General features: G+C 58.1%; 18 protein-coding genes and 1 pseudogene. 11 read left to right on the top strand and 8 right to left on the bottom strand.

Annotation, left to right across the window (positions count from 1 at the left end; genetic code table 11):
- Positions 1–18 precede the first annotated feature (18 nt).
- From B0G76_RS42485 to B0G76_RS18490, 5 genes are all read left to right on the top strand, one after another.
- The gene (locus B0G76_RS42485) at positions 19–348 is read left to right on the top strand and encodes a hypothetical protein (protein ID WP_147394059.1); all 330 of its coding nucleotides are present in this window, start codon (positions 19–21) and stop codon (positions 346–348) included.
- 35 nt (positions 349–383) lie between these two features.
- Positions 384–830, top strand: a complete 447-nt coding sequence (locus B0G76_RS18505; protein ID WP_120293873.1) for an Ohr family peroxiredoxin — start codon at positions 384–386, stop codon at positions 828–830.
- A 74-nt stretch (positions 831–904) separates the two neighbouring features.
- Complete coding sequence (locus B0G76_RS18500) at positions 905–1,351, top strand: OsmC family protein (protein WP_120293872.1); 447 nt, start codon at positions 905–907, stop codon at positions 1,349–1,351.
- 51 nt (positions 1,352–1,402) lie between these two features.
- Positions 1,403–1,675 carry a hypothetical protein gene (locus tag B0G76_RS18495; protein ID WP_120293871.1) on the top strand — a complete coding sequence of 91 codons (273 nt, stop codon included), beginning with the start codon at positions 1,403–1,405 and terminating at the stop codon, positions 1,673–1,675.
- A gap of 221 nt (positions 1,676–1,896) precedes the next feature.
- Positions 1,897–2,358, top strand: coding sequence for a MarR family winged helix-turn-helix transcriptional regulator (locus B0G76_RS18490; RefSeq protein ID WP_120293870.1), 462 nt, complete (start codon positions 1,897–1,899; stop codon positions 2,356–2,358).
- 89 nt (positions 2,359–2,447) lie between these two features.
- Here the strand turns inward: B0G76_RS18490 and B0G76_RS18485 are convergent, their stop codons facing one another.
- From B0G76_RS18485 to B0G76_RS18465, 5 genes are all read right to left on the bottom strand, one after another.
- On the bottom strand, positions 2,448–3,761 hold the full coding sequence (locus B0G76_RS18485) for an MFS transporter (protein ID WP_259460623.1): 1,314 nt from the start codon (positions 3,759–3,761) through the stop codon (positions 2,448–2,450).
- 192 nt (positions 3,762–3,953) lie between these two features.
- Positions 3,954–4,607, bottom strand: coding sequence for a GNAT family N-acetyltransferase (locus B0G76_RS18480; RefSeq protein WP_120293868.1), 654 nt, complete (start codon positions 4,605–4,607; stop codon positions 3,954–3,956).
- Positions 4,608–4,616: 9 nt separating this feature from the next.
- A complete protein-coding gene (locus tag B0G76_RS18475) occupies positions 4,617–6,062 on the bottom strand; it encodes a DEAD/DEAH box helicase (protein ID WP_120293867.1) in 1,446 nt (481 codons plus the stop codon).
- A gap of 136 nt (positions 6,063–6,198) precedes the next feature.
- Positions 6,199–7,248, bottom strand: a complete 1,050-nt coding sequence (locus B0G76_RS18470) for a DUF1254 domain-containing protein (protein WP_120293866.1) — start codon at positions 7,246–7,248, stop codon at positions 6,199–6,201.
- A gap of 85 nt (positions 7,249–7,333) precedes the next feature.
- A complete protein-coding gene (locus tag B0G76_RS18465) occupies positions 7,334–8,605 on the bottom strand; it encodes a DUF1254 domain-containing protein (protein ID WP_220700766.1) in 1,272 nt (423 codons plus the stop codon).
- A gap of 560 nt (positions 8,606–9,165) precedes the next feature.
- Between B0G76_RS18465 and B0G76_RS18460 the strand changes: the two genes are divergently transcribed.
- The 4 genes from B0G76_RS18460 to B0G76_RS18445 are packed head-to-tail and all read left to right on the top strand — an operon-like array spanning position 9,166 to position 11,552.
- Positions 9,166–9,627: a helix-turn-helix domain-containing protein gene (locus B0G76_RS18460; RefSeq protein ID WP_259460622.1), complete on the top strand. Its 462-nt coding sequence runs from the start codon at positions 9,166–9,168 to the stop codon at positions 9,625–9,627.
- Positions 9,624–10,175 carry an IS630 family transposase gene (locus B0G76_RS18455; RefSeq protein WP_120289909.1) on the top strand — a complete coding sequence of 184 codons (552 nt, stop codon included), beginning with the start codon at positions 9,624–9,626 and terminating at the stop codon, positions 10,173–10,175. Before B0G76_RS18460 ends, B0G76_RS18455 begins: the two co-directional genes overlap by 4 nt.
- Positions 10,114–10,962 (top strand): TetR/AcrR family transcriptional regulator, encoded by an 849-nt coding sequence (locus B0G76_RS18450; protein ID WP_120293865.1) that lies wholly within the window; start codon positions 10,114–10,116, stop codon positions 10,960–10,962. Before B0G76_RS18455 ends, B0G76_RS18450 begins: the two co-directional genes overlap by 62 nt.
- 47 nt (positions 10,963–11,009) lie before the next feature.
- On the top strand, positions 11,010–11,552 hold the full coding sequence (locus tag B0G76_RS18445; RefSeq protein ID WP_147394058.1) for a hypothetical protein: 543 nt from the start codon (positions 11,010–11,012) through the stop codon (positions 11,550–11,552).
- On the opposite strand, the gene B0G76_RS18440 is transcribed toward B0G76_RS18445, so the two are convergent.
- Entirely contained in the window at positions 11,549–12,370 is an 822-nt protein-coding gene (locus B0G76_RS18440; protein WP_120293863.1) for an IS5 family transposase, read from the bottom strand. The genes B0G76_RS18445 and B0G76_RS18440 overlap by 4 nt on opposite strands.
- Before the next feature lie 58 nt (positions 12,371–12,428).
- Here B0G76_RS18440 and B0G76_RS18435 point away from each other — a divergent pair, with 58 nt between their 5' ends.
- On the top strand, positions 12,429–12,830 hold the full coding sequence (locus B0G76_RS18435; RefSeq protein ID WP_120293862.1) for a DUF1275 family protein: 402 nt from the start codon (positions 12,429–12,431) through the stop codon (positions 12,828–12,830).
- On the opposite strand, the gene B0G76_RS18430 is transcribed toward B0G76_RS18435, so the two are convergent.
- On the bottom strand, positions 12,827–13,315 hold the full coding sequence (locus B0G76_RS18430) for an NUDIX domain-containing protein (RefSeq protein WP_120293861.1): 489 nt from the start codon (positions 13,313–13,315) through the stop codon (positions 12,827–12,829). The two genes, B0G76_RS18435 and B0G76_RS18430, sit on opposite strands and share 4 nt — an antisense overlap.
- A gap of 355 nt (positions 13,316–13,670) precedes the next feature.
- A complete protein-coding gene (locus B0G76_RS18425) occupies positions 13,671–15,605 on the bottom strand; it encodes an SMP-30/gluconolactonase/LRE family protein (RefSeq protein WP_120293860.1) in 1,935 nt (644 codons plus the stop codon).
- A gap of 534 nt (positions 15,606–16,139) precedes the next feature.
- Between B0G76_RS18425 and B0G76_RS18415 the strand changes: the two are divergent.
- A pseudogene (locus tag B0G76_RS18415) lies at positions 16,140–16,349 on the top strand (LysR family transcriptional regulator); the annotation flags it as partial.
- Positions 16,350–17,086 lie beyond the last annotated feature (737 nt).

Here is a 17,086-nt window from a genome sequence, read left to right as displayed (position 1 = left end):
CGACACCGGATCGGCGGCGTGGATTCGGGACAATACACCCGTATATCGACGCGCCTTGAAGCAAACTTTAGAGCGTTCCGGTCAACTGACACCCGCGCACCTGCTCTGTCACCAAATAGCGAGTTATCAAAGGTACTGATCCTGCCTTTTTTCTGCGCGGTGGTAAAGGGCCAGACGATGCGTCGCCGGTATCAGGCAGGGTGTATCGACAGCGGCATCACGCTGGTCAACGCATGGTTTTTATCCATGCCTATCAAAAACTCGCATGCGATTAAATCTTTTGCGATTGACATCGGATGCATCTTTCTCCATTATTCAACGCACACGATTACATCGCATGCGATTTAATCTGCTCAACACCCTTATTCACACAGGAATCCATCATGACCAAGATCGAACAAGTCCTCCACTCAGGCAACAGCCACGCCACGATCAATCACGACGCCGATGTCAAGCGCGGTGAGCTCGGCGTCCTCGACCTCAAGCTGTCAGCGCCCGACGGTGAAAGCCGCGAGTTTATCGCCACCGAGCTGCACCCGAGAGCCGAACAGTTGTTTTCGGGCGCGTGGTCGGCCTGTTACATCAGCGCGTTCGAGATCGCGGCCTCGTTGAAGAAGGTCACGCTGCCGTCCGACTACTCCGTGGACATCCAGGTAAGCATTGGGTCGGTTGGTAACGGGCATTGCCTCGGCGCCCAGTTCACCATCCGCGTGCCGGGTCTGGCAACGGAAGTCGTCGAGGCACTCGCGCGCCAGGCCCATCAGCTCTGCCCGTACTCGAAGGCTGTGCACGGCAACATCGAGGTCGGCCTGAACGTCGTTACGGCGTGACAGATACATCGCATACGATTACATCGCGCAATATTTAAATACGCTTAATACCCTCATACACATAGGAATCCATCATGGAAAAGATCGAAAAAGTCCTCGCCTCAGGCAACTCCCACGCCACGGTCAATCGCGACCCCAGTCTCCAGCGCGGTCAGTTTGGCGTCTTTGACCTCAAGCTGACAGCGCCCGGCCTGGAAAGCCTCGAGTTCGTCGCCACCGAGCCCCACCCGACAGCCGAGAAGTTGTTTGCGGGCGCGTGGTCGGCCTGTTACACCACCGTGTTCGGGATCGCGGCCTCGCTGAAGAAGGTCAAGCTGCCGTCCGACTATTCCGTGGACATTCAGATAAACGTTGGGCAAACCGGTCCCGCGTGGTTCCTCGGCGCCCAGTTCACCATCCGCGTGCCAGATCTGGACAAGGAAGTCGTCGAGCAAATCGCGCACCTGACCCATACGATCTGCCCGTACTCGAAGTCTGTGCGCGGCAACATCGAGATCGGCACGAACATCGTCACGGCGTGATCGGATAAAGCACACGCGTCTAGCTAAATTTCTTTTGAAGGAATTCCTATCATGAAGACCAAACTCATCGTTGCACTGCTCGTCGCAGTTTCGGCGTCCTTCACCGCACCGGCGTTCGCCAGCGGCTATGGACCGGCCCCCTTCTACAAGCCATCGGTTGGCGCACCGGCGTCGCAAAGCGGTCAGAGCGCGCGAACCGTCGCCGCCGAACGCGACGACGTAACGGGCTCGAAAGAGGCGTATGGCGGAGCAGTCTCCGGACAGTCCCAAGCGGGGAGCCATGTCGCCGTGACGCCGCGCGATAACCTCTTCGCACGCCACTAGACCGTGCATCCATCCGTCGCTGGGCCGTCGCGCATCGTCGCTCGTTATGCGCGACGGCCACAGCTTCGGATGGGTCGTGGTCTATTTACTAAGGAGGACGGAAGCAATGTTCAGTCACGCGGCAGTGGTCCGACGTTCGTTATATTGCGATATAATCGCATGCGATATATCACGCTGTGTTTGTCTTGCGGAACATCGTGCTTTAGCCAAAGAGGATACAGATGAAAACGACGAACCAAGCGCCCGCTGCAGTCGCGCCGCTCTCGGACTACCTTTGCTTTGCGATCTACTCCGCGAACCTGGCATTCGGCAAGGCATACAAGCCGATGCTCGAGGAGCTTGGACTCACTTACACGCAATACATCACGATCGTTGCGCTTTGGGAGGAAGACAACCAGACCGTCAGCGGTCTGGGCGAGAAGCTGTTTCTTGAATCCAACACGCTCACGCCGATGCTGAAGAAGCTCGAGGTGATGGGTTATCTGGAGAGGCAGCGCAATCCCGAAGACGAGCGTCAGGTGCGAGTCAGTCTCACGAAAAACGGTCGACGGCTGCGCGAAAAAGCCCTGCCTATGAGTCTCTCTGGGGCGACTGGGCTCACGCCAGACGAGTTCGTCAAAGTGCAGAAGGCGATCGTGGCGCTGAGGAACAATCTGATCAAGTCAGTCCAGGCCGGCGAATAAGCATTGAGTCGTCCCTCATTCGTGTCACGGGTTGAGACCAATCCGCTCATAGACGCGCGGCGTTCCCCGACTTCCTGTCGAATTGCGATCTACGTAATTTGTCTCGATTCGGGCACTGTAGGTGCTTTGAATGCATCGGGATGTTCGTGACGAAACCAATCTTTCACCTCGTCGTGATTGAGCGCAAAGAATTCGCGCGATCGCGGTATCAGGACGAAACCGAAAGCGAGCAGACAGGTGGCAAGGCCGAAGCCTGTATAGACCTTGCTCACCGCCCAATGCGTGAGCGCCGCGCCAGCGATCATCGGTCCAACAATGCCGGCAATCTGCGTGGTCATCATGCTGGCAGCGAGAATGCGCACGCGAAAATTCTGCGGGATAGCCAGTGAACGATGAGTCGCGCCAACGAGTCCCATCGACGCATTGGCGAAACCCACACATGTCAGCGCCAATACGAGAACGATGGGTGAATGGGCCCAGCCCGAAGCAGCAAGCGCCAGCCCTTCGCACATAGCGGCCCCTACGCGGACATTGAACCGGCCGAACCGACTGACGAGGGCGTCAGAACCACGAAAGCTGCCGAGTAGCAAACCTATGGATAAGGCCGCTTCGCAACCACCTAGCCAGAGACCCGACAGCCCGAGTGATTGAACTTTGAGCGGGATCAGCATGCCGACTGCAGGGCCCTGAAATATCCAGACGAGGAAGTTGACAAGTGTCCAGCCGCGCTCCAGTGGAACGATCCATTTGGCATGCAGTCCGGCGCGCAGATCTTCCCACCAACGGGTTAAACCGCGCTGGTGTTCACGGTGCCGAGACTGGGATGGAAGCTGCAAAGTCACGTAGGCAGCGACGCCAAGCAGAACACCGTTCATCCAGAATGTTGCAGCGATACCGCCCAAGGCCAGTGTCGCGCCAGCCAAGGCAGGTCCTAAGGCACGGCCAAGCGCTTGCGTCGATTTACGAAGACGAAGCGCTTCTGCCAAACGATTCGCCGGAACAAGTTCAGCCGAAATGGTGGAGCTGGCCGGATCGATGAACGCTTTCGCCATAACGGTGACGACGCCTATGCAGATGATGAGCATCAGTCGGTAGTCGGACAGCGAGGCGAGCGTAGCGAGGGTAAAGGCGACGACCATTAACGCGCAGACACCCCATACAATCTGCGGTCTCTTCGCGTATCGATCCCCTAGCGGCGACAGCAGCGGCATTGCAAAAATCGTGGTGATGGCAATGCTTACGCTGTAGATCGCAAGGTCATGCGCGCCGCCCTGATGAACAATCCACCAAGGGAGCGTGATATAGCCAACCATGTCTGCCAGGATCGTCAGAAGATCGCTGAGAAGCAGACTGGCAAGAGAGGGGGCGATTGCGTTTATGCGAGAGTGGATTCCCCGAAACACCGCTTTCTCCCCTGTTGAGTTCGACGATGCTACCTCAACATTTTTCCCGTAGTGTAGGTGAACGTTTCCAGACGCCTTAGTTTCCCTAGTGGGACGATGAACCGCCGATTCGCGACTGACGATGCGTCAGATAGCGATTGGCAGCAATCCACGGGGGTATGCCGACTCGCGGAAAAGGGTCCGACAGGTTCCTCAGTCTTCCAGCTCAATACGGTATCGCAGAGCCTCGGCGAATCCATACGCCGCGGTCTTTCTGAAACGCTCGACCAGAACACCGTCGCAAGCTGCGATGACCTTCTGAGAGGCTATGTTGTCAGGATCCGTGGTGAGCTCCACGTAGGCCAGGCCTTGTCGCCTCGCTTCGCCCAGCATTAAATTGAGCGCCTGCCTGGCGTAACCGTTGCCTCGCTTCCACGGCACGATTGAAAAGCCGATATGGCCGAGCACATACGGTGGCAATTCCGCAGTTCCAGCTTGCCAACGAAATCCGATCGCGCCGCACATGTCGCCGTCCCAAATCCATCGAACGATGCCTGGCAGGCGAGCCACGGTCGAGCCATCGGGCAAAGGAATCGGTCCACCCGACGCGGTCGGATCATCAAGGCCATCGACAAACGCATCCGCGTTCATTTCGATGGCGTGCAATTGTTCGCGCGCGGCTGCCTCCTTGCGAACATTGTCAGGTGACCACCCCGCCTCCAGCGCCGCAACGTAGCTCGGCAGCAATGCGGTCGTCGGTTTCAACAGTTCAATTTTGCTTATTTGAGTCGACGTGTGTCGAAGCTGCGCCGCTGCCTGCCAGCGGACCGCAAACCGCCAGCCTGTTTCAGGGCCGGCGTTACTCATCCCCACGGATCAGGGTTGGCGTTTGCCGCGGCCACCAGCGGGTTTGCCATCCGGCTTACGTGCCCCCGCAGCTGACTTGCTGGCGAGTTTGCTGCGTGGCTTTTGCACGCTGAATGGGCTACCGCTGGACAAGCTTGTGCCTTTGCCCGCGGCCACAGCGCGCTGCGCCGCAGGCTTGCGTTTGTTTTCGCCGCTTTGCGGGCGCGGTTTATTGCCGAGCACCTGCATGGCGCCCGGCGCGGCTTGCGGCACTTTCGGCTTCTTAGGCTTTTTGAGCTTTTTGATGATCTCGCCCGTCGCGCTAGTTTGCGGCACGCGGTGTTCGGCTTCAAAACCCGGCTCTTCTTCACGGGGCAGCGTTTGCCGGATCAGCGCTTCAATCGCGGCCAGTTGCGGCGCTTCATCGGCACACACCAGGGACACCGCCACGCCGCTGGCGCCCGCGCGGCCGGTACGGCCAATACGGTGCACATAGTCTTGCGCCACGATCGGCAGATCAACGTTGATCACCAGCGGCAGGTCGTCGATATCCAGCCCGCGCGCAGCCACATCGGTGGCTACCAGCATCAGTACTTCGCCCGTCTTGAAGCGCTCCAGCGCACGCAGGCGCGCGGGTTGCGGTTTGTCGCCGTGGATGGTGTCGACCGAATAGCCCGCTTCATCCAGCATGGCCGCCAGGTAATCCACGCCATTGCGAGTTTTGACGAACACCAGCGCGTGCTCCCAGTGGTTCTCAGCCACAAGATGCATGAAGAGGTCAGGCTTGTTCTTTTTATCCACCGGCACCACCCACTGCTTGATCTTGCTGGCCGTGGCATTGGGCGGGCTGACGCTGATATTGACCGGGCCGTGCAGAATGCCCGCCGCCATGACGCGGATATCATCGGTAAACGTGGCGGAGAACAGCAGGGTCTGGCGTTGAGCGGGCAAGGCAGCAAAGACGGTGTTGAGTTCGCGCTCAAACCCCAGATCCAGCATGCGGTCGGCTTCATCCAACACCAGCGTTTGTACTTCATCAAACTGCACTGCGTTCTGGCGATTGAGATCCAGCAAACGGCCCGGCGTGGCAACGAGCACATCCACGCCTTTGCGCAACTTCATCATCTGCGGGTTGATACTCACACCGCCGTAGGCAGCCAGAAATCGTAAGTCGAGGCCTTTGCCGTATTCGATAAAGCTTTGCAGCACTTGTTCGGCCAGTTCACGCGTAGGCACCAGCACCAGAACACGCGCGCGGTTGCTGGACACCGCCGGGCCGTGTTGCACCAGGCGTTGCAACAGCGGCAGCGCAAAACCTGCCGTTTTGCCAGTGCCGGTCTGTGCCGCAGCCAAGACGTCCTTGCCACTAAGCACAGCAGGAATCGCCTTGACCTGCACCGGCGTAGGTGTCTGGTAATTGAGGTCCTGCACATTACGCAGCAAGGGATCGATCAGGCCAAGCGAGGCAAAAGACATTGGCGTATTCCGGGCTAAAGCCGCAATTCTAGCTGTTACCGCCTGATTGCGCCGCGCGCGAGAGGAGACCGTCAGCTCCGGACCGATAGTTCAGATCTGAAGAAATGCATACCTCAACCTCGGTCAAGTCATCAGTTCAGTTGACTGGCTGAGGGACTGGAAACGTCCACGCGCCGCTGAGGATTTCGGCGCGCGGGCGGTACAGCCGCACGGTGTAATTCCAGCCGGCGACGACGGGCAGACAATTGGGCACCTGTCCATTGCAACCACCGAACTGCATAGTAATTGCACCGTCGCTCCCTTTCTTCGCAGTGGTGTTATTGATCGAGTACGCGTTCAACGGGTTCTTCTCAAAGTACCCTTGGGCGTTGTACACGCTCACTGACCAGAAGGCATCCACGGGAACGTCCTTGACTGAAAGTCGATAGACAGTCTTTGCGTCGCTCTTCGCCGGCGTGAAGCTGAGATAGGTTGCGTCCTTGTCGGGGTTGCCGCCCCATCCTGCCGCGGTGCCGATCAGGTGTCGTACCGGGTCGACCTCCTCTTTGGTGCCGAACTCTCGCTTGAAATCGGGAATCGTGGAAGCGAGAACCAACAGCGGATCGCGAATCTTCCTCTGACTCACGGCATCCCAGTTGGGCATGTCGAGCTCACCCGGTGACTTCTGACTGACGGTAATCGCGTCCTGCAGGTTGTGGACCTGCTTGATGTCGTCCGGGCTATTCGGATCGACCAGCGTTCGTATCGCGACGACGACGTAACGCGTCCCGACATTCTCTCGCGTCAGGGTATGTGTACCCCCACCGTAGAATACGTTCGGCGTGTAGTGATCCTCATTGATAACCTGCATCGCCATGAAACGCTTGCCCGGATCAGGCATCTTGATCGTCACCGGCCCGGCGTCGAGATCGAAGACACCCGATGAATAGAGCGTGTCCCGATTCAGGCGGATGACGGCCTGATGATCGATCGACGCGGGCTCCCGGCGATGAAGCAGTTTCCCCAGCCCCCCTTGTTTTGCCAACGCAACGACATACATGTCTGTTTCCGCGCGAACAAAATTATCGACCGTCACGGGAACCGTCGCGCCCGCCGACGGCTCCGCGACGGTTTGCGATTGAGCGGTGCCAATGGCGGCGAGAGCAATGCCCGTGACACAAGTGCTGATCAGTGCAGTTTTCTTCATGGATAGTCGGTTCGTTAGTTGGAGTAAGGCCAACAATGTTGCGATGGCGGCAACTTGTCATCTTTCGCTATCCCCGCTTTCTTGCTCAATACGAAGACTCGGTGATGTCGTTGAGCTTCCAGCTCTTGTCGAACCACGGAGCAAGCGGACCATAAAGCCGGAAAATCGTTAGCCAACTTTTTCCTGGAATGGTTTGAATCCAGTTGTTTTCTTTGCCGACTGGCACTTTCGGACCGAAATACAGGTCCACGGAACCGTCCGGATTTTTCAGGAGCCCTTTTTCGCTGGATAAGCTTGGAAACTGCTGATCTGCTTGCAGCATGGAACGCGTCTGGGTGTCATAGAGCACGACGGACCAGAAGTCCTTGACCGGCACGTTGGGAGACACATGAAGGGTGTAGTCCTTACCACCGTCAAACGGTTTGCCGGCCGCGTCGAAATTGGCCGCGGCATACTGCGAGCCTATACCCGGCATGGCGACGGCCATCGCAGGCGTATCGACCGTCGCCGTATAGAAGAACATCGTCCGCGCGTCAAAGTTGCGCGCGCCGTTGTTCAACCATTCATAGCTTCCGCCGACAAACGGCGTATTCCAATGGCGATCTGGATAGATAAGCACCGCTTTGTCGCGACTGGAAAAGTCGATCGCGCGTGCTGTCGCATTGCCCACCGCGACAGCATCGGTGAGTAACTTTGTCATTCTCGCGTCCGGGGCAAAAGGCTTGCCTTTTTCCATACCGATTGATGCGAAGAGCCCCGTCATATCCGGACCATACGCGCCTGCCGGCTCCTCCTGAATGATCTGGTTCACCTCGTCATAGAACTTGATGTTATTGGCGTGGACCGTGTTCATCACGCGGCCGGAAAGATTGACGAATCGGGTCGGCCCAGGCGCGCTCGCCTGAGACAGTGGATAGACGCGCAGATGTGCCTTCAGGCTGGCCACGCCGGGACCTGGGTCGCCATTCTTCATGAACGCCCGGCCGAATAATAGGTTGCCGAATGTGGGCGACTTGACGATGTAGTAGCCACTCTTTGGCAATTCACCTTTATAGCCGGGCGGCACGAACAGAAATTTGCCACCTTTTCCTTTATCCGGGCCTGCGTTGCACAGGTCAGTGACATAGCGGAACCAGAAGTCGTCGACAACACCGAGTATGTTGGGTGGCGTTTCGACTACAACGGGGCCGTCTTTCAAATCCATCCAGTTCCAGAAGTACACCGTTTCGGTGTTGGCTGTCAGAAATAAGGACTTCGAATCCATCAGGGACTCGAACACGCCAACGGTGCTGCCAACCGCGCCGGCTTCTCTCAGCCCGCCTCGAATCGCGACAAGCGACGCATCCGGGGATGCCATTGAGGAACGCTTCAACGCCGCGCATGAAGTCGAGATTGTCGTAGACCTTCTGTGCTGTCTCTGGCGAGGGCACGCCGTCGGTGAAATTCAGCTGCCCAATCCGCGTTTCAACCCGGTCAGGCGTGGTAATTTCCGGCGGTATGGGCGTCGTCATCCTGTACGTCGACGGTGCAGCAAGTGCGTAAGTGCTCGATAGCGCAAGGGTCATAGCGAGGCGGGACAAGACTCTCGGATGGCAAGTCATTCAGGCTCCAGACGTAGTTATCGTTCGTGGTCATACGAGCGCGCTGGACACACCTTGTGTCGGTGATGGGGTAACCAGCGTGCCCATGGCACTTCATATGGCGCGACTGCTCGGACAAGCATTACAAAACGGTTTCGAATTAGACGATACCGATTAATTCACCGCGCGGATACTAATCGCGCGCAATATTCCCGCCATTAATTCACGCTGAATTACGATTAATTCGCCTTGAATAAATCACGTCGCTTTGTAAGTGTTGCTGGTAAACGCGTTTGAATTTTGTTAACTTCGGCGAACCCATTGCGCCGGAGTCCAGATGAAGTGTGTTGTAGAGCTGAGCGAAGCCGAGGAAAAGACCTTGCAACAGATGTCGTTGAACCACCAGCATCGCGACATGCGCATCCGGGCCGCGGGCGTGATGATGCTCGGCCGCAAGATCAAACTGACTGAAGTGGCTGCGCAGCTCAGCGTGAGCGGGCAGTCGGTCTACAACTGGGCGCGCGCGTGGCGGGAATCCGGCATATGTGGGCTGCTGGTCGGTCATAAAGGCGGACGTCCCCGTTCGTTGTCTGAAGCCATGATCGCCACCGCCATCGAGGCGGCCAGCGTCGAATTGATGACGCTCAGACAGATTGCGCAGCGCGTTGAAGAAGCTCATGGTGTGCAGTTTCCCTGCCGCCTGGATACCTTGTCGACTGCGCTCAAACGAGCGGGGTTTTCCTACAAGCGTGGTCGCTATTCGCTCAAAAAAAGCGTAGCCCCGAGGAGTTCGCCGTGAAGGCCTCCACCCTCGCGAAGCTACAGCAGGCCGCACTCGACGGTGCGTGCCAGCTGTTCTACTTCGATCAATCGGGGTTCAGTGCTTCGCCCCCGGTGCAGCGCGGCTGGTCGCCCATCGGCGAACCGCATCGTGTGTTCCCGCAACCGCACTGCAAACGCTCCGTCCTTGGTGCACTGGATTTCGGCGCCAACCTGCTGACGTATCACACCAGCAAGACCACGATCAAACGCCCCGATGTCGTGCAATTCCTTGAGCAGATCGCGCGGAAAAGCACGCCCGGTCTGACGACCGTAGTGGTGCTCGACAACGCCTCGATCCATCACAACATCGATCAGGAAACAATCGACCGATGGTTTCTCGAACATCGCATGGTGCTGTTCTATCTGCCGCCCTACAGCCCCGAACTGAATCTCATCGAAATCCTCTGGAAGCACGCCAAGTATCACTGGCGCGGCTTCGTCACCTGGACCAAGGAAACCATCGATGCCGAGGTCAAAAAACTGCTCGACGGATTCGGCTCAGATTTTCAAATCAGATTTTCGTGAACACTTAGTTGAAATCCGGGTTGAATACGCCATCGGGAAACTACCTGGCGTCAGAGTGACGGGTTCTTGGTACGATCGTATTAGTACAAACGTACCAAATGCGCCTCCACCCAACTACCAACAGCCAATGACGACGGAACAAAACGCACGCGTGCAGCGCGTTCACCCTGAATCCGGGCCTAAAGCCCGCCTGGTGCAGGAGGCGATTCTCCTGTTTGCCCGTCATGGCATCGAAGGGGTGTCGATTCGGACGCTCAATAAGGCCGCTGGAATCACGAGTCAGAACGCCGTGTATCACTATTTCGGCGATATGTGGGGGCTTGTCGAAGCCGCCATCAAGCTTTCTATCAATCAGTACCTTGACGGCGTAAGCGGTCTGCTGGATGCCGCCGAAAACGACGCTGAGATGAGCGGACCACTCCCGCTGTCAACCGTGGTGGAGGCGATCGTGCGTCCCGTCGTTCACATCGCGAGTTCGCCCGAAGGCATGGCCAGTCTGCAGTTTCTCGCGCGGATGATCGGTGGATCCGGCCCGCGAGGAAAGGAAGTCATCGCGCGTGAGTGGCGCAACGTGGCGGAGCGGGTGAACGATCTGGTGTTTCGGGCAGTGCCCGAAAACGGCCGCGAAGCGGCCGGTGCCAAGGCGCTGTTTGCATTCAACACCGCGTTAAATGTAGTGGTTGACGTCGGACTCGAAGCTTACTGGCCGCTGGAAACCAGAAGTAACGACCGGCTGGACCGGTATCTGCTCGACTACATCGAGGGCGGCATCCGTTTTAGTAGCTAACGCGGAGAAAGCGGCAGTTAGTACAACAAATAAGGAAACAGGCTCCCATGGAAAAATCACTACCCAGTACCTCATTATTAAAATCAGTTCTACTGAGTGCATCGCTTCTTCTCGGCACCGCGCTACTGACAGGTTGCGGTGGCAATAATGTCGATGTTGCGCAATCGCTCCCCTCCAGCTTTTCCGCATCCCATGCAATGTCCACCTGCTTGTGGCAAGGGCCCGTGGGTACTGCGCCGACGGACGTCAACGAAGCCTATCCGGACGCCGGCACACAATACTGGGCTACCCAATTCAAGATCCCTGCAGGCGACCGCGTGTTTCTGAAAGGGCAATTCGCCTATTCGCGATATATCTCCTTTAACAGTTACCGCACTGACAATTCACCGGCGGTCGCGCTGACTGACTACCAGATATCACCCGATGCCGGCTCAACGAATCCGTTCATCGCAGATGCCGCCCGGTATGCGCCAAACCGAAGCTTTACGATCGAGGTCGTGCCAACGTCGGCGGCTGGAACACCTGCGCCCAGTACGCTGTATGCGGATAGTGACTATGGCCAGACAATCACCGTCTGGTACCGCGTCTAGACGGTGTTAGGAACTTCGAAGTACTGGGATTGCATGGACAAGCATAAGCATGGTGAAGACGCAAAATGCAGACCTGCGAGTGTTTCGGGCAAGCGTTCGTAGTCGCGAGCGAGGCGTCGAAAGCGGTTGAGCCATCCGAAGCTGCGCTCGACTACCCATCGACGTGGCAACAGCACAAAACCCTTTTTCGCTTCATCGAGCCTGATCACCTGGAGATCAATTCCCTGAGCGCGCGCGGCCTGCGCAGGAGCTTCGCCCGTGTAACCCTGATCGGCAAAGGCCACTTTCACGGTTTCTCCCGTTGCCTGCTGCACCTGGCGCGCCAGCTCTGTCACCTGTGCGCGCTCCTGCTCGTTGGCCGGCGTCACGTGTACGGCGAGCAACTGACCCAGCGTGTCGACCGCCATATGCACCTTGCTGCCACGCTTGCGCTTGTAGCCGTCATAGCCTGCGCGTGGACCGCTCTCACATGTCGATTGCATCGTACGGCCATCAAGGATCACCGCGCTGGGCTGCCCCCGCCGCCCCTGCGCGACACGGATGATTGAACGAAGATCACTCACGATGCATTCGAAACAGCCGGCCGCCAGCCATCGTTGCGTCTGCTGGTACACGAGTTCCCACGGCGGGAAGTTGGTCGGCAGCATTCGCCACGCAGCCCCAGCGCGAGCCATCCAGCGCAACGCATTGAACATCTCGCGCAACTCGTATTTACGCTGTGGTGCACTCTCATCCATCAACATCAGATACGCTGCTACGAAGCTCCATTCTTCGTCTGACACGTCTGTCGGGTACGCTTTACGTTTCTCTCTTGTCATCCCTCCAGGGTACCAGGTTTTGACCGGAAGTTCCTAACACCGTCTAGCGGTCGCGGCGCTGAAAGGGCTGCCCGAATTCTGGTTGATACCCGGCATCTCGTGCGTCGCGACGCTGCAATCGATGTTCTTCATGCAATCCGGAACTGTCGCCTATACGTCGGTGATGACCACCGGCAATTTGCGGCGGAGCGTCCAGCTATTTTTCGAATCGACGATACTGAAACGCGATTCCGCCGGGTTACACGAGGCGGCCGTACTCGGTGCAATCAGCCTCAGTTTCGCGCTCGGTGCAGTGGTGGGCGGCTTGACGACACACCGCCTGCACGACGCCGCACTAGGCGTGCCGGCCCTCTTTCTTTTCACAGCGCTGCTCGACATTTGCCGACGGGTCTTATCAGGCCGCTTGTCGGGCATCACAGCAGACGACCGCGGCGCCACATCCAGGAAACGTGCCAACTAACAGCAGAGATCTTTGCGGAGATACGCAGCGACCGCCCCTGTCAGCGCGATGCCGTGCAATTCCTCCGGCGATGCCAGATGCGCGGCAACAATCTCTCGATTATCAAGCCGCAACTCCGGTATGCAATCGAGGTGCAGTTCAAAGAAATGCACCCGGTCTCTTCGCCCGTCCCAAATGCCGCAGGCGCTGCCCACGGGGAGTAATGTGTGCGACGACAGACCAATCTCCTCTTCCATCTCGCGCTGCGCCGCTGCGTCAGGCGTCTCACCGGGATGGACACTACCGCCAGGAAAATTCCACTCTGCCCGATACGACGACTTCACAAGCAACAGCGCCCGCCCGACGTAGATTGCTACGAGTGCGCCCTCATGGCGAGGCCGTCGAAGGTGCCACCAGGCGCGAGCGAGCCGGAATCCGAGGCGAAGCGCCATGCGCCAGACTGAGTCGATCAGCATAGCCAGTCGCACTCGCTCAAGGCTCGGCATGAGGTCTCTCCTTTTCTTTCATAGTCAGAGGATCTTCCGGGTTGCCGCGTTAGTGAGGCTTAGTTCATTCAGCGTCTGTCACGCCACTGCCTAAACGGAGGCAGCATGAAGATTATCGGCCAACATGCCAACGGCACACTATTGACATCGGCCGACGGGGATCCCGTCGGCCGATGACGTCGATGGCGTGCTCCAGAATTCTGTTGGCGACGGCTATTACCACCTTTGATATGGCCAGGTGAGGCGCGCGCTCTTCGGCGCGCCCCGTCGACATTGCCAGGTATCGTTGTCCTATAGCCCGGCAGGCACACCACGGCGCAGATCAACTTCGTCATTTCAACGGCTGATCGCCCGATCAGGGCGTCCAGCGATAAACGGTGATGCTGGAGCCCTTGACGTTGTTCTTCGTGACCACGTACTCGCCCGTCGATCGTAGGTATGCCCTAATGCCGTACATCGAATCGATGGCGCTGCTGGCGTCCACGGTACTGCTGCTGGTGTTGACCAGCGTGGCGCCGAGATTGCCTGTCGCGAGATTGAATGCGTCGATGTTCGGCAAGGCTTGCCCGCTGCCGCTGAACCAGTAGCCGACGAAGAGATAGCTGCCGGCCGCGTCAATCGACTTGGCCCCGGCGTGGGTGAGGTTGATCACCGGATTGGGTGCCGTGGTGTTGCCCGCGCTCCAGCCGTGATACACCTCGATCCGCGTGCCTATCGACGTCCAGTCCGTACTCCCGACGATACCCTGTCCGAGAATCATGGTGTCGCTATCCGCGAGGTAGACGATGCGCGTCAACGGCTTGACGCTCTCGGGAATGCGGTAGGGGACACCAGGTCCCCATGTTGGCTTGCCGCTGGCGTCGAAGCCGGTCAGTGGGTAGTGGTAGATGTAACCGGTCTTGTCGAGGCCGGCCCACACGCCTCCCTTGCTGTCGATGCAGAATCCATCCCTGACCGATGCGGTCGTCTTGAACGCCGGACCGGGAAGCGTGGCGTCCGGTATGGCGATGTAGCCATTCGCAGCATTGAAGTGGAAGAAATAGAAGGTATCGGGATTCTGGCTGAACGCCACGAGGATCCGGTTGGCGCCCACGGCGGCAAGCTGACTGAAATGCTCATCCCGTGCGCGATCGTTCATGTTGATGCGCGGGTCAGACGGGTAGGTGAACGGATCGACGGTGTTCGCGACGAAGGTGCCCCCAGCGCTGCTGGTGTAGATGTTGGTGCCGCCATAGAACAAGGCGCCATCCGTGGCCGGGTCCGGGGCGGCGATGCCCTCGAAGTTGAGGGACTGAAGCGTCCACCCCAGGTTGCCGGCACTGTTATACGCATGAATGTCGGTGCCGCCGTTGCGGCCGAGGTCCCAGCTGCCGCCCCACGGGTTGTTGAGCACATAGAGGTTGCCTGCAGTGTCCTTGCCGATGCCCGCGACGCGGGTGAAGCGCTTCGCACCGACCTGGCCTTTGATTCCCGTCGTGGCGTCGAGATAACCGCCCTGAATGCCGAATGTACCGGCCAGCGCCGGCGTGCCCGAGAGCTTGTAGCGCTTGATGTTCATGTCGGGCCCCTCGTCCCCGACCATGAGCTGCCCCGACGACGCATCGAAATAGAGCGCCGACGGCTGCGACCCGCCAGGCATCCGGATCGTGTTCAGCAGTGCGCCGGTTGGACTGAACCCCACAATCGAGCCCTCGCTCTTCTGTGCGACCCAGACGTTGCCTGCGCCATCCAGGGCAAGCGCGCCCGGGCCCGAGACGTTGATGTCCCGCTGCCAGACACCGTTGGTCGTGAAGATCCTGACGCGATTGCCATAGAAGTCGCTCGCATAGAGGAGCGAGCCCGCCGTGGCGAGTCCGGTGACGACGTCGATCCGAGGCTGGTTGCTCACCGCACTGACCTGAATCAAAAGATCGCGAGCCTTGGTGGTGCGGTTGTATCGTCCCACCGCGCCGCTTCCGTACGACCCGCCGGGCTGCAGTGCCACAAAGATCGACGTCGCGTTGCCCGTGATCGCGCTGCCCTGAAACTCGCCGTGCGCACCGATCGAGCCGAGGCTCTTGCGGTTCTGATAGATTGCGACGCCACCCTCGTACTCGTCCCACATGGATGCCGTATAGATAACACCCTCGGGCGCGACCCACATGGAACGCGCGGTGTTACCCACGTGGGCGGCGAGGGTGCCATAGGTGTTCGCGAGCCAGTCGGTGGTGTTTTGCGCCTGACAGGCCGGTGCAATTGTGGCGATGGCTGCAACGAGAAGCGCAGCATGAATTCGTTTTCTTTCGACCATGAGTGTTGCTCTCCTGAATATCGCGACCATTCACATGAATGACTTCTTTAACTCGAGACGAATAGCGGACAACTCGCGCCCCTTCATTTCTAGATCAAATTGCGGATGGACTCCAGAGCTTCTTACGGTTCAACGTGTTCCTTGCTGTCGGCGCCGTGTGCGGTTCCGAAACTGATAACGCATCCGGCAAGCATGGCAATCGTCAGTGACAATTGTTTGTTCATGCTGATATCCGCTAAGTCGTGAATCCCTTAGCGCGAAAGTCGATCGCTGATCGCTGATCGCTGATCGCTGATCGCTGATCGCTGATCGCTGATCGCTGATCGCTGATCGCAGCAAGTATGCGACTGACATAAACCGACTCCCTCCAAACAGCCGTGTGGATTTAAAAGCGATGGCGGCATACGGGTGCACAGCGGTCGCTGCGGCGTCATCCGCTTCGCATCGTCTGGCTTATGCAGATTGGCACTCCATCACTGTCCCACCTGGGCAATGGTTTAACATTCCGCATTCACGTCCTGGACTCATATTTCCATGGGACTCCGGCATCTCCGATATTTCATTGCCGTCGCCGAGTTGCGAAGCGTCCGCGCGGCTTCTGAGCAACTGCACGTGACGCAGCCGGCGATTTCCCGGCAGATTCAGGACCTTGAAAATACCATTGGCGCGACGTTGTTCGAACGCGCGCCGCGCGGCCTCAAGCTCACGGCGGCGGGCGAAGCCTACCTGTCCGAAGTGCGCGACTGAGAGTTGATCAAAATGAGAAAGGCATGCGCCATTCGACGTCTTTTCATCCTGGTCGTACGCGCATCCCAAGTCCAGCTCATATCCTCGCAGATCACAAAGCGTAAGATCGACCGCACCGCCGGTCGGATGTCCTGCAACGGACGGTGGCGCAACGAATCTCGCAGCTAGCGCAACAGCGTCGCCTTCCGACAGTTCGGGGTTGGCCTCCACAATGCTTAGCAGATAGTCACCGAACCACAATGCCTGCAGGTTTTGCGGGCGAAGCGATTCCTTAATAAGGAAAGCATAGTTATCGGGGGTTTGAAGGACGGCCTCGACTAGTTTGTGACCAACCGTCTCGCGTACATAAAAGCAAAGCTCGTAGCCGAGGGCGTCGGCGTTCTCCTTTGAGCTATCGACAACAATTCGTGCGTTCAAACCGTCGAGCGGGATCAAACGCTCTCCGTTGTCGATCAATGGAATTCGGCGAATCTTGGGATCGGCCAGAGTCAACATGAATATTTTTCTCAGAAACTTCAGTGCTGTCGCCGGCTATATTACTCGCGCTCAATGCTTCTATATAAACAGGTGCACAAGATTTCGCTGAATCGTTCAATGTCTTGTACGTGCCGTTTGCGTCAAGCAACGCACGCGAAGAAACGCCACTTTGTCGACGATCTCGGGGACGACGTCGAACGTCTCAAACTGACCGAGATGGAATGGACACCGCCCTCCCTTCGGGGACGTGGGCATGA

The organism is Paraburkholderia sp. BL23I1N1 (genome assembly GCF_003610295.1).
In the GTDB taxonomy this organism is placed as follows: domain Bacteria; phylum Pseudomonadota; class Gammaproteobacteria; order Burkholderiales; family Burkholderiaceae; genus Paraburkholderia.
Note: the sequence above shows the minus strand (reverse complement) of the source record. Positions and strands in the feature narration are given on the sequence as shown.

Excerpts from the sequence above, each read along its gene's own strand:
- B0G76_RS18505 (WP_120293873.1), top strand. The coding sequence starts at position 384 with ATGACCAAGATCGAACAAGTCCTCCACTCAGGCAACAGCCACGCCACG.
- B0G76_RS18500 (WP_120293872.1), top strand. The coding sequence starts at position 905 with ATGGAAAAGATCGAAAAAGTCCTCGCCTCAGGCAACTCCCACGCCACG.
- B0G76_RS18495 (WP_120293871.1), top strand. The coding sequence starts at position 1,403 with ATGAAGACCAAACTCATCGTTGCACTGCTCGTCGCAGTTTCGGCGTCC.
- B0G76_RS18490 (WP_120293870.1), top strand. The coding sequence starts at position 1,897 with ATGAAAACGACGAACCAAGCGCCCGCTGCAGTCGCGCCGCTCTCGGAC.
- B0G76_RS18480 (WP_120293868.1), bottom strand. The coding sequence starts at position 4,607 with ATGAGTAACGCCGGCCCTGAAACAGGCTGGCGGTTTGCGGTCCGCTGG.
- B0G76_RS18475 (WP_120293867.1), bottom strand. The coding sequence starts at position 6,062 with ATGTCTTTTGCCTCGCTTGGCCTGATCGATCCCTTGCTGCGTAATGTG.
- B0G76_RS18470 (WP_120293866.1), bottom strand. The coding sequence starts at position 7,248 with ATGAAGAAAACTGCACTGATCAGCACTTGTGTCACGGGCATTGCTCTC.
- B0G76_RS18465 (WP_220700766.1), bottom strand. The coding sequence starts at position 8,605 with ATGGCATCCCCGGATGCGTCGCTTGTCGCGATTCGAGGCGGGCTGAGA.
- B0G76_RS18460 (WP_259460622.1), top strand. The coding sequence starts at position 9,166 with ATGAAGTGTGTTGTAGAGCTGAGCGAAGCCGAGGAAAAGACCTTGCAA.
- B0G76_RS18450 (WP_120293865.1), top strand. The coding sequence starts at position 10,114 with ATGCCGAGGTCAAAAAACTGCTCGACGGATTCGGCTCAGATTTTCAAA.
- B0G76_RS18445 (WP_147394058.1), top strand. The coding sequence starts at position 11,010 with ATGGAAAAATCACTACCCAGTACCTCATTATTAAAATCAGTTCTACTG.
- B0G76_RS18440 (WP_120293863.1), bottom strand. The coding sequence starts at position 12,370 with ATGACAAGAGAGAAACGTAAAGCGTACCCGACAGACGTGTCAGACGAA.
- B0G76_RS18430 (WP_120293861.1), bottom strand. The coding sequence starts at position 13,315 with ATGCCGAGCCTTGAGCGAGTGCGACTGGCTATGCTGATCGACTCAGTC.
- B0G76_RS18425 (WP_120293860.1), bottom strand. The coding sequence starts at position 15,605 with ATGGTCGAAAGAAAACGAATTCATGCTGCGCTTCTCGTTGCAGCCATC.